Genomic DNA, 11724 nt, shown 5'->3' on the forward strand with positions numbered 1-11724 from the left:
CCCCGTTCGCTCGCCACTACTAAGGGAATCTCGGTTGATTTCTTTTCCTCAGGGTACTTAGATGTTTCAGTTCCCCTGGTTCGCCTCACACACCTATGTATTCAGTGTGTGATAACCATCTTATGATGGCTGGGTTCCCCCATTCAGACATCTCCGGATCAAAGTCTGTTTGCCGACTCCCCGAAGCTTTTCGCAGGCTACCACGTCTTTCATCGCCTCTGACTGCCAAGGCATCCACCGTATGCGCTTCTTCACTTGACCATATAACCCCAAGCAATCTGGTTACTGTCTATATAACGTGAAGACGACATTCGCCGAAAATTTGCATAGAGAACACGCAAATTTTACCTTGACTTGAATAATCACCAGTGAAAGTGACCACTCAAATCTACTTCTATCACATACCCAAATTTTTAAAGAACAGTTCTGGCGCAAAGACCAGAAATCAATACCCTCACACATCACAGGATATGCAAGCAGCACTCATTTCTGAGCTTTCAGCGATTTTCGAGTTAATGGTGGAGCCAAGCGGGATCGAACCGCTGACCTCCTGCGTGCAAAGCAGGCGCTCTCCCAGCTGAGCTATGGCCCCATCTACAGATCGGCCACATCCCATGACAATTGGTGGGTCTGGGCAGATTCGAACTGCCGACCTCACCCTTATCAGGGGTGCGCTCTAACCAACTGAGCTACAGACCCAATCGTCTCTCTCGGGTCGAAACCCAATCGCTTTTCGCTAGTGAATCAAGCAATTCGTGTGGGAGCTTATGAAGAAGCTGAAGTCTTCGATTAAGGAGGTGATCCAGCCGCAGGTTCCCCTACGGCTACCTTGTTACGACTTCACCCCAGTCATGAATCACTCCGTGGTAACCGTCCCCCCGAAGGTTAGACTAGCTACTTCTGGAGCAACCCACTCCCATGGTGTGACGGGCGGTGTGTACAAGGCCCGGGAACGTATTCACCGTGACATTCTGATTCACGATTACTAGCGATTCCGACTTCACGCAGTCGAGTTGCAGACTGCGATCCGGACTACGATCGGTTTTATGGGATTAGCTCCACCTCGCGGCTTGGCAACCCTTTGTACCGACCATTGTAGCACGTGTGTAGCCCAGGCCGTAAGGGCCATGATGACTTGACGTCATCCCCACCTTCCTCCGGTTTGTCACCGGCAGTCTCCTTAGAGTGCCCACCTTAACGTGCTGGTAACTAAGGACAAGGGTTGCGCTCGTTACGGGACTTAACCCAACATCTCACGACACGAGCTGACGACAGCCATGCAGCACCTGTGTCAGAGTTCCCGAAGGCACCAATCCATCTCTGGAAAGTTCTCTGCATGTCAAGGCCTGGTAAGGTTCTTCGCGTTGCTTCGAATTAAACCACATGCTCCACCGCTTGTGCGGGCCCCCGTCAATTCATTTGAGTTTTAACCTTGCGGCCGTACTCCCCAGGCGGTCGACTTAATGCGTTAGCTGCGCCACTAAGATCTCAAGGATCCCAACGGCTAGTCGACATCGTTTACGGCGTGGACTACCAGGGTATCTAATCCTGTTTGCTCCCCACGCTTTCGCACCTCAGTGTCAGTATTAGCCCAGGTGGTCGCCTTCGCCACTGGTGTTCCTTCCTATATCTACGCATTTCACCGCTACACAGGAAATTCCACCACCCTCTGCCATACTCTAGCTTGCCAGTTTTGGATGCAGTTCCCAGGTTGAGCCCGGGGCTTTCACATTCAACTTAACAAACCACCTACGCGCGCTTTACGCCCAGTAATTCCGATTAACGCTTGCACCCTTCGTATTACCGCGGCTGCTGGCACGAAGTTAGCCGGTGCTTATTCTGTCGGTAACGTCAAAACACTAACGTATTAGGTTAATGCCCTTCCTCCCAACTTAAAGTGCTTTACAATCCGAAGACCTTCTTCACACACGCGGCATGGCTGGATCAGGCTTTCGCCCATTGTCCAATATTCCCCACTGCTGCCTCCCGTAGGAGTCTGGACCGTGTCTCAGTTCCAGTGTGACTGATCATCCTCTCAGACCAGTTACGGATCGTCGCCTTGGTGAGCCGTTACCTCACCAACTAGCTAATCCGACCTAGGCTCATCTGATAGCGCAAGGCCCGAAGGTCCCCTGCTTTCTCCCGTAGGACGTATGCGGTATTAGCGTTCCTTTCGAAACGTTGTCCCCCACTATCAGGCAGATTCCTAGGCATTACTCACCCGTCCGCCGCTGAATCAGAAAGCAAGCTCTCTTCATCCGCTCGACTTGCATGTGTTAGGCCTGCCGCCAGCGTTCAATCTGAGCCATGATCAAACTCTTCAGTTCAATACTGCTTGGGTTTTGAGAAAACCCTAAACTTGGCTCAGCAATCGCAAATCTCTTTACAAGTAAAGAGTAACTCTCGAATAAACGAGTGTTGCTTTGTGATGCTGATAATCTATCTGACCATCAGTCTTACATTCACAAGCACCCACACGAATTGCTTGATTCAGTTGTTAAAGAGCGTTTCGATCAAGTCTTTCGTCTCAACCGAGGCCGCGCATTCTACAGCAGCCTTGTTACCTGTCAAGCTGTTTTTGAAGAAGTTTTTCTTTCTTCTCAACCGCTTGCGCTTCAGATCAACTTGCGTCTCTCGTCAGCGGGAGGCGAATCATACAGCGTTCAAATCCGCTGTCAACCACCTCTTTCAACCGCTTCCGATCAACCCGACCGAAGCCGCCAACAGGATTCAACCGCCACCCTGCCAGCCCGGCGCATTCTACTCGAATCCGCCATCCGTGCAACCCTTTTATTTCGCTAACCTTTTGATTTACAAGAGGTTTTGCTTAAGGACTGCGCCGGAAGTGGTGCGCATTATAGGAGCCTGAAAACTAACGTCAACCGTTATTTCCACTTGGGCCAGATTTGTTTGGCTCCCCTCCTATATTCGTCGCGGGAGGCAATCTCACATTCAGAACAGCGTTAATGCATAGCTGAGGATTAGTCGGTTCTCATCAATATCACTGCGGTAGTTAGAACGTGCGGCCACATTGCGGATACGAATGCCGACGTTCTTCAACGGACCGCTTTGAATCGTATAGCTGACGTCCAGGTCGCGTTCATGAGCGGTACCCTCGAAGCCCCGATCCGTATCGACGTTATCGCTCGTGATGTAGCGTACCGTTGCAACCAGGCCCGGAACGCCGACCGCGGCGAAATCGTAGTCGTACCGCGCCTGCCAGGAACGCTCATCCTTCTCGGCGAACTCGTAGGTTGGTACCTCGTTGCCGAGCGGCGTTACGTTGGCGAAAACCCGAGGAAAAGCGCTGTCCCCGAACATTGCCTGGTAGCCGACATAGAATGTGTGGCCGCCGTGCCTGGCGGATAGCAGCGAATAGAACGCCCGATTATCAATCTCTCCCGCAAGCTTGCTGCCATCTTCCTGCGAGTCATAGAAGCCCAGGTTGGCGCCAAGCGTCCAGCTGCCCAAGGGCTCGCTGTGCTTCAGACCGAGGAAGCGCTGGTTATATATGTCTTCAAGCTGAGCGTACCAAGCACTCAGCGACGTCCGCTTGGCATTCAACGCATAATCGCCGCCAGCATAGTTGAATGCATCGCTGAACCCCGCTTGCGGCGTGCGGCCCAGCATCGCACGCATCCGGTCATCACCCGCTTCATTGCGAAGGCTGGTCGAGCGCAGGTGTCCACCCTGCAAGGTAAGGCCGGCGATCTCGCTGGAAACGAAACTGACGCCCTGATAAGTAGGCGGTAGCAAGCGAATGTCGCTGAAGGTCAACACCGGGAGATTTGGCTGTAGCTCGCCGATCCGCAATTCAGTGCTCGATACTCGCACTTTCAGCGCAGCACCCAGGCGGCTGTAATCATCCGCTCCCCGGCCATTATCGGCCACCGGCAAGAGCCCCGTCCCCGCCCGATCAGGACTGCTGTCGAGCTTTACTCCCAGCATCCCGATTGCATCGACGCCTACCCCAACCGTGCCCTGCGTATAGCCGGACTTGAAGTTGAGAATGAATCCCTGCCCCCACTCCTCCGCCTTCGACTGCTGATTTGGCCCCTCGATATCCGAGAAGTCGCGGCTGAAGTAGTAGTTGCGTGCCTGTAGCGTGGCAGTCGCATCCTCCATGAACCCACCGGCCTCGGCATGCACGTACTGCACGGCGGAAGCGGCAGCAATGGTCAGAGCAAGTCTCGAGATTGATCGTTTCTGCATGGTATTCGTCTCTTGTTGTTGTTTTCTGGGTGCACGCAGCTACCTCTCCGGCGTGGTGCCGGGGAGGACTACGTGTTGGGTGACTCGGTTGTCCCGCGTGAAAATCGACGTCAGCCGGCCGGCTGTCGCTCCTCCGCGTGATTTGCCGCTACGGGGCGAAGCTTCAAGAAGAGATGGGCAGCAATGCCGAAGATCAGTCCCCAGAACGCCGCGGACAGGTCGAGGAACGACATACCGGATGCCGTCACCAGAAAGGTGATCAAGGCAGCCTCACGGTCTGCGGGCATTGCCATCGCGGCACTCAGCGCGCCGCCAATTGCTGCCAGTAGTGCCAGACCAGCCAGGGCTGCGATCAGAGCCGTGGGAAACGCGGTGAAGATGGAGACCAGCGTCGCACCGAATACCCCGAGCAGCAGATAGAAAACACCGCCCGATACGCCCGCAACGTAACGCTTCGCCGGATTCTCGTGAGCTTCCCGGCCCGTGCAGATCGCCGCCGTGATTGCAGCAAGGTTCAGCCCGTGGCAACCGAAGGGCGCCAGCAGCAACGAACCCAATGCGCTGCTGCTGATCAACGGGCTGGCCGGCGTGCTGTAGCCGTCGTTGCGCAGAACAGCCATGCCCGGAACGAATTGACCGGTCAGCGCCACCATCACCAGCGGAAAGGCGATATTCAGCATCACCTGCCAACTGAACTCGGGGGCGATCCACATCGGCGTCGCCAAGCCGATCACCAGGGCCTCGCTTTGCAATTCGCCAGACGCGACGGTGATCGTTACGCCGACAACCAGCACCGCGAACACCGCGTAGCGAGGCAAGGCCCGCTTGAACGCCAGATAGGTGGCGAACATCGCCAGCACCAGCCAGGGTTGTTCCTTTATGGAGATGAACAGGCCAGTCCCGAAGCGGAACAGGATCCCCGCGAGCATGCCTGCGGCAATCGCGGCCGGCAGGCGGTTGATGATGCGGTCGAATGCACCTGACAGGCCCACCAACAGCACCACCACACTGGTGACGACATAGGCGCCGACAGCCTCATTCAGCGTGATGTCGGGCAGCATGGTGACCAGCAGCGCCGAGCCCGGCGCGGACCAGGCAATGATGATCGGCACTTTGTAGCGCAGGCTTAGCAGAATGCCGAGCACGCCGCTGCCGATGGAGATCGTCCAGACCCATGACGACAGTACGTCTTGGGGCAACCCACCCGCCTTGGCGGCCTGGAAGATGATCACCAGGGGGCCGGCGTAGGAGATTACCGTCGCGATGAATCCCGCGACCACGGCAGAAAGCGAACAGTCTCTGAGTAGCGTCTTCATGAAGCCTCGCAAGTCAGGCCTGGCCATCCGTGACAGTGTCCGGACGGCTCTTGTTGTAGGTGTATCGTTTCAGTGGCTCGACAACTCAGCGGGACACGCCGCACCGCATTAATTGTTGGCGCGGCAGAGCCATCCGTGGCTGGCGCCGACATGCCTGCCTTACGCCTCCTGCAAAGCCCGCGGACGCGAGCTGCGCTGTTCGGCCTTCGGCGCGGGCGCTTTCTGCAGCTGGAAGTCGAAGTCGACCTCGGCGAAGCGGCCTTGCACACTGCGGCTGCGTGCGGCTTCGGCGTCATCAATGAAGTGAATGTCACCGACCAGCCCGTCGCGAGTTGCGTAAGCAAAGTCGTCCCACAAGTACTTGTCGCCGGCCAAGTTGATCTGGGTAGTCAGATGGCGATAGCCCGGCGCGGAGATGAAGAAATGGATATGCGCCGGACGCTGGCCGTGGCGGCCGAGGGTGTCGAGCACCTCCTGGGTCGGACCGTCGGGCGAGCAGCCATAGCCGGAAGGCACGATGCTGCGCGCGCGGTAACAGCCGTTCTCGTCGGTGACGATGCGCCGACGCAGGTTGTAGTCGGACTGGCTCTTGTCGAAGTAGGAATAGTTGCCCTTGGTGTTTGCGTGCCACAGGTCGACTACCGCACCGGCAAGTGGCTTGCCGTCCGGGCCGGTGACGCGACCCTGCAGGAACATCGTCGTGGCAACATCATCCTCGCTGCCGTCGTCCATGCGTGTCACGCCCTGAGCGATCGGCGCGCCGGCCACATACAGCGGGCCTTCGATGGTGCGCGGCGTGCCGCCAGTCAGGCCATGCTGTTCGTCCTTGGCATCCTCCAGCAAATCGAGAAAATGCTCCAGACCGAGACCAGCGACCAGCAGCCCTGCCTCGTGGCGGCCGCCCAGACGATTCATGTAGTCCACCGCTTTCCAGAACTCATCCTGGGTGATTTCCAGATCCTCGATGATCTTCGCGGTATCGATCAGGATGCGGTTGACCACCGTCTTCATGCGGCGGCTGCCTTCGTCATTGTTGAAGCCGCTGGCTTCCTTGAAGAACTTCTGGATTTCCGGGGAATGGGAGATTTTCACAGTCATGGCTCAGGCCTCGTCTTGTAGTTGTGGTGACGCGGGTTGATTGGCCGGCGCACACCGGCCTTTTTCAGGTTCGATCAGCTATCGTCTTCACGAATCGAGGACGGATGCCGGCACAGCGGATTGACCTCGATCTCCATGTAGGGGAACAGCGGCAGCTGCATCAGGGTGTCGTGCAGTTCCTGAACGCTGGCCACATCGAACACGCTGTAGTTGGCGTACTGGCCGGCGATGCGCCAGAGGTGCCGCCACTTGCCTTCACGCATCAGGCCCTGGGCCAGTTCCTTCTCGTCAGCCTTCAGCTTGAACGCCTTGCCGGGGTCCATATCGACGGGCAGTTTTACGATCATCTTTACGTGGAACAGCATCAGTTCAGCCTCCGGTTACGTGCGACTGAAGAACGCCAGGCGCTCTTCGTCGAGGGTCAGGCCAAGGCCCGGCGTGCGCGGCACTTCCAGATGGAAGTCGCGGTAGACCGGCGGCTCGGCGACGATTTCTTCGGTGAGCAGCAGCGGGCCGAACAGCTCGGTGCCCCAGGTCAACTTATTGAGGGTGACGAAGGCATGCGCCGAGGCCAGGGTGCCGATGGCGCCTTCGAGCATGGTGCCGCCATACAGCGCAATACCGGCTGCCTCGGCGATCTGCGCGGTGCGCAATACGGCACGCGGGCCGCCGTTCTTGGCGATCTTCAGGGCGAAGATGCTTGCGGCGCCGTCGGCGGCCAGGCTGAAGGCATCTTCGACGCTCTCGATGGATTCGTCGGCCATGATCGGTGCCGGGCTGCGCTGATTCAGGCGAATCTGCCCGCCGCGGTTGATCCGCGAGATCGGCTGTTCGATCAGGTCGATACCGTTGTCGCCGAGGATGCGGCAGGCACGCAGCGCCACCGACTCGTCCCATGCCTGATTGACATCGACGCGCACACTGGCGCGCTCGCCAAGGGCCTGCTTGATGGCGATGACGTGCTTGAGGTCAGCATTCACTTCGCCAGCGCCGATCTTCAGCTTGAAGATGCGATGGCGGCGGAAATCGAGCATGCGCTCGGCCTCCTCAATGTCTCTCGCTGTATCACCGCTGGCCAGCGTCCAGGCGACTTCCAGGCTGTCGCGTACCCGTCCGCCAAGGAGCTCGCTGACCGGCAGCCCGAAGCGCTTGCCCTGAGCGTCCAACAGCGCGCTTTCCAGGCCGGACTTGGCGAACGTATTGCCCTTGGCGGCCTTGTCCAGCCGCAGCATGGCCGCATTGATATTCGCTGCATCCTGGCCCACCAGCAGCGGGCCGAGGTGGCTGTTGATGTTCTGCTTGATGCTCTCCGGGCTTTCGTTGCCATAGGCCAGACCACCGATGGTGGTGGATTCGCCGATGCCTTCGATACCGTCACTGCAACGCACGCGGATGATCACCAGCGTCTGTTGCTGCATGGTGTGCATCGCCAGTTTGTGCGGGCGGATGGTCGGCAGGTCGACGACGATTGCCTGGATGCTTTCGATCAGGATGGGGCTCATATCGTTTTCCGATTTACCAGTGTCAGGATTCAGGCCTTGGCCGCCGACAGCACGACTGGTGCGGCTTCCGGGCTGCGCTTGCTGGAAATGGCGAAGGCGGTCATGGCCAGTGCGGCGACGACGCCCGGCACGGCGAAGGCCATGAAGTTGAGCTGCAGCGGCAGGTTGATGCCCAGCAACGCACCACCCAGCAGCGGGCCGACGATGGCGCCGTTGCGGCCAATTCCCGAGGCCCAGCCAAGCCCGGTGGAGCGGATCGACAGGCCATAGAACTGTGCAGCGGTCGCGTACAGCAGGATCTGCGTGCCGATCACCGTGGCGCCGGCGATGAAGATCAGGGTGTACAGCACCGGCATCGGGGTCTTGAAGCCAAGCAGGCTGATCGAGGCCACCGACACGGCGAAGAACACCACCACTACCTTGGACAGGTTGTAGCGATCGCCCAGCCAGCCGCCGAGAATCGCGCCAGCCATTCCCCCGAAATTCAGTGCCAGCAGGAACGACAGGCTGGAGCCCAGGCTGTAACCCGCGTTGGCCATCAGTTTCGGCAGCCATGAACCCAGCGCGTAAACCATCAGCAGGCAGCAGAAGAACGCCAGCCACAGCGAGAAGGTGCGCACGCCACGGCCGTCGCGAAACAGCTCCAGCACCGAAGCGCTCTTGCCCTTCACGTCGGTCATCACCAGCTCATCGTCCGCTGTCAGCTGGCGACTTGGGTCGACCTTGCTCAGCAACGCCCGGGCCTGCTCGCTCCGGCCCTGGCGGACGAGGAAACCCACCGACTCCGGCAGATACCAGAGGATCACCGGCAACAACAGCAGCGGCACCGCGGCGGCGAAGAACATCGCTTCCCAGCCGAAGCGCGGCAGCATGTAGATTCCGAGGCCGGCCGACAGCATGCCGCCCAGCGAGTAGCCGCTGAACATGACCGCCACCAGCGTGCTACGCAGTTTCTTCGGCGCGTATTCATTCATCAGCGCCACCACATTGGGCATCAACCCGCCGCAGCCGAGGCCGGCGAGAAAGCGGAAGATGCCGAACTCGGTCGGTGTGCTGGCGAAGCCATTGAGCACAGTGGCGCCGCTGAACAGTACGAAGCAGATGGCAATGCCTTTCTTGCGACCGATGCGGTCAGCCAGGGTGCCGAAGACCAACGCGCCGAACATCATCCCGAACAGCGCGTAACTACCCAGCGCACCAGCTTCCAGCGGGGTCAGCCCCCACTCCTTCATGATCACCGGCAGGACCACGCCGTAAATGAACAGGTCGTAGCCGTCGAAGATCAGCAGCAGTGCGCAGAGGCACACGACGAGCCAATGGAAGCGGCTGAAGCGCGCGTTATCGATGATTTCGTGAACATCTACTTTTCGCATGGCAAGACTCTCTATTGTTTTTGTTAGTCGCGGTCGGCCGCAGCGGTAAATCACCGCGCTGCCGAGGTGCCTTGGCGTTGTCCGGTCAGGCCGGTCTATGTGATTCAGCCGAGATCGCCACCACCCACCGGCAGGGTCACGCCGGTGATGTAGGACGCGTCGTCCGATGCCAGGAAGAGGATCGCCCCGGCCTGCTCGTCGATCGTCCCGTAGCGCTTCATCAGCGATGAATCGACGGTCTGATCGACGATCTGCTGGTACCAGAGCTTTTCCTGCTCAGTCTGCTCGGCACTGTTGCGCGGAATACGCCGCGGCGGCGCCTCGGTGCCGCCCGGCGCGGTGGCGTTGACGCGAATGCCGCGCTCGGCGTTCTCGAAGGCCAGGCACGCAGTCAGCGCATTCACCCCGCCCTTGGCCGCGCCATAGGGCACGCGATTCAGGCTGCGCGTGGCAATCGAAGAGACGTTGACAATGGCGCCCGCGCCCTGCTCCAGCATGTGCGGCAGCGCGGCGTGACAACACCACAGCGTGGGGAACAGCGAGCGGCGCACCTCGGCCTCGATCTCGTGTTCCTGGTAATGCTCGAAGGGCTTGGCCCAGATGGTGCCGCCGACGTTGTTGACCAAGATATCGAGGCGGCCGAAGCGCGCCTTCGCCGCGGCCATGACGCGATGGCAGTCGGCGAACTGCTCGAGATCAGCCGTCAGCGTCAGCGCCTCGACACCCTTCGCCCCTAGCTCATCGGCCAGTTCATGGACCAACTCAGAGCGGTCGACCAGTACCAGCCGGCCGCCCTCCTCGCCCATGCGCTCAGCCACGCGGCGGCCGATGCCCTGGGCCGCGCCGGTGATGACGGCGACCTTGTTCTGAAAACGTGTATTCATCTACCCAACCTCTGGAATGGCGACGGATTCGGTGGGCAATGCGGCGCAGTTGCCCACCCTACGGCTGGCGAATCAGGCGCTGGCGGCGAACTTCTCGTAGTAGAAGTTCGCCGGCTCCAGCCCCTGCTCACGAATGAACTGGCTGACCGCCTCGACCATCGGTGGCGGGCCGCAGAGGTAGATGTCCACTTCACCGTCGTTGAGGTGCCTGGGCTCGATGTGCTGGGTCACGTAGCCCTTCTGCGGATAGGCGCTGTCCGGGTTGGCGACGCAGGCGCTGTAAGTGAAGTTGGGGATGCGCGCGGCGAAGGCCTCGAGCTTCTCCATCTCCACCAGATCGTGGTCGTGGGTGACGCCGTAGATCAGGTGCAGCGGATGCTCGCTACCCTGCTCGGCGATCTTCTCCAGCATTGCGGTGAACGGCGCGAGGCCGGTGCCGCCGGCCAGCAATAACAATGGCCGCTTGATCTCGCGCAGATAGAAGGCGCCGAGCGGCCCGGCCAGATTGACGCTGTCGCCAGCCTTGGCAAGGTTGGTCAGGAAGCTGCTCATCAACCCGCCCGGCACGTTGCGGATCAGGAAGCTGACTTCGCCATCCTTTTGCAGCGAGCTGAAGGAGTAGGCGCGGGTCTGATCGCTGCCAGGCACCTGCAGATTGACGTACTGCCCGGGCAGGAACGCCAGCTGGTTCAGCGATTCGCCCTTGATCGACAGCGCAATGGTGCTCTCGGACAGCTGGCGCACATTGCTGATCGCAGCCTGGTAGTTGGCCTGCTGGGTCTTGCAGATGTCAGAAGCGGCCGGCACGCGAATCACGCAGTCGCTTTCGGCGCGCATCTGGCAGGTCAGCACGTAACCCTGCTCGGCTTCGGCTTCGCTCAGCGCGTCCTCGATGTATTCCTCGCCGAGGTCGTAGCGACCGCTTTCGGCGAAGCACTTGCAGGCTCCGCAGGCACCGTCCCGGCAATCCAGCGGCACGTTGATGCCTTGGCGGTAGGCGGCATCGGCGACGGTTTCGCCTAAGTTGGCGTCGATGAAACGGGTGACGCCGTCTTCGAAGTTCAATGCGATCTTGTTAGTCATGGCGGCGCCCTCAGAGGTGGTACACGTCGATCATCTGGCGGATGTAGTCGTTCTTCAGCACGACTTTCTTGGCCTTGATCAGCGGGTTCTCGCCGCGCGTATCAAGGGTGTAGAAGCTGGTGCCGTAGAAGTGGTCGACCGTCTTGTAGCGAAAGCTCATCGTGTGCCAGTTGAAGCGCAGCTTGCAGACGCCGTCGGCCTGCTCGAGCAACTCGAGGTTGCTGATGTTGTGGCTCCCCCCGGGGGCCGGGATGGG

General features: G+C 59.4%; 9 protein-coding genes, 2 tRNA genes and 2 rRNA genes. All 13 read right to left on the bottom strand.

Annotated features, from left to right (window positions below):
• A 23S ribosomal RNA gene (locus F753_RS38590) occupies positions 1-261 on the bottom strand; the annotation flags it as partial.
• A 255-nt stretch (positions 262-516) separates the two neighbouring features.
• Positions 517-592, bottom strand: a tRNA-Ala gene (locus F753_RS38595).
• 30 nt (positions 593-622) lie between these two features.
• Positions 623-699: transfer RNA gene (locus tag F753_RS38600), tRNA-Ile, on the bottom strand.
• Between the two features lie 91 nt (positions 700-790).
• Positions 791-2327: ribosomal RNA gene (locus F753_RS38605) — 16S ribosomal RNA — on the bottom strand.
• A gap of 625 nt (positions 2328-2952) precedes the next feature.
• Positions 2953-4212: an OprD family porin gene (locus tag F753_RS38615; RefSeq protein WP_023445685.1), complete on the bottom strand. Its 1260-nt coding sequence runs from the start codon at positions 4210-4212 to the stop codon at positions 2953-2955.
• A 110-nt stretch (positions 4213-4322) separates the two neighbouring features.
• A complete protein-coding gene (locus F753_RS38620) occupies positions 4323-5528 on the bottom strand; it encodes a benzoate/H(+) symporter BenE family transporter (RefSeq protein WP_031297826.1) in 1206 nt (401 codons plus the stop codon).
• Between the two features lie 159 nt (positions 5529-5687).
• Positions 5688-6626, bottom strand: coding sequence for a catechol 1,2-dioxygenase (gene catA, locus F753_RS38625; RefSeq protein ID WP_023445687.1), 939 nt, complete (start codon positions 6624-6626; stop codon positions 5688-5690).
• Between the two features lie 74 nt (positions 6627-6700).
• On the bottom strand, positions 6701-6991 hold the full coding sequence (gene catC / locus F753_RS38630; protein WP_023445688.1) for a muconolactone Delta-isomerase: 291 nt from the start codon (positions 6989-6991) through the stop codon (positions 6701-6703).
• Positions 6992-7006: 15 nt separating this feature from the next.
• Positions 7007-8128 carry a muconate cycloisomerase family protein gene (locus F753_RS38635; protein WP_023445689.1) on the bottom strand — a complete coding sequence of 374 codons (1122 nt, stop codon included), beginning with the start codon at positions 8126-8128 and terminating at the stop codon, positions 7007-7009.
• A 29-nt stretch (positions 8129-8157) separates the two neighbouring features.
• Positions 8158-9501, bottom strand: coding sequence for an MFS transporter (locus F753_RS38640; RefSeq protein WP_023445690.1), 1344 nt, complete (start codon positions 9499-9501; stop codon positions 8158-8160).
• A gap of 104 nt (positions 9502-9605) precedes the next feature.
• Positions 9606-10385, bottom strand: a complete 780-nt coding sequence (locus F753_RS38645; protein WP_023445691.1) for a 1,6-dihydroxycyclohexa-2,4-diene-1-carboxylate dehydrogenase — start codon at positions 10383-10385, stop codon at positions 9606-9608.
• Positions 10386-10457: 72 nt separating this feature from the next.
• Positions 10458-11468, bottom strand: a complete 1011-nt coding sequence (benC, locus tag F753_RS38650) for a benzoate 1,2-dioxygenase electron transfer component BenC (RefSeq protein ID WP_023445692.1) — start codon at positions 11466-11468, stop codon at positions 10458-10460.
• A 10-nt stretch (positions 11469-11478) separates the two neighbouring features.
• On the bottom strand, positions 11479-11724 hold a 246-nt coding region (locus F753_RS38655), incomplete at its 5' end, for an aromatic-ring-hydroxylating dioxygenase subunit beta (protein WP_023445693.1).

This window comes from Stutzerimonas chloritidismutans AW-1 (assembly GCF_000495915.1).
In the GTDB taxonomy this organism is placed as follows: Bacteria; Pseudomonadota; Gammaproteobacteria; order Pseudomonadales; family Pseudomonadaceae; genus Stutzerimonas; species Stutzerimonas chloritidismutans.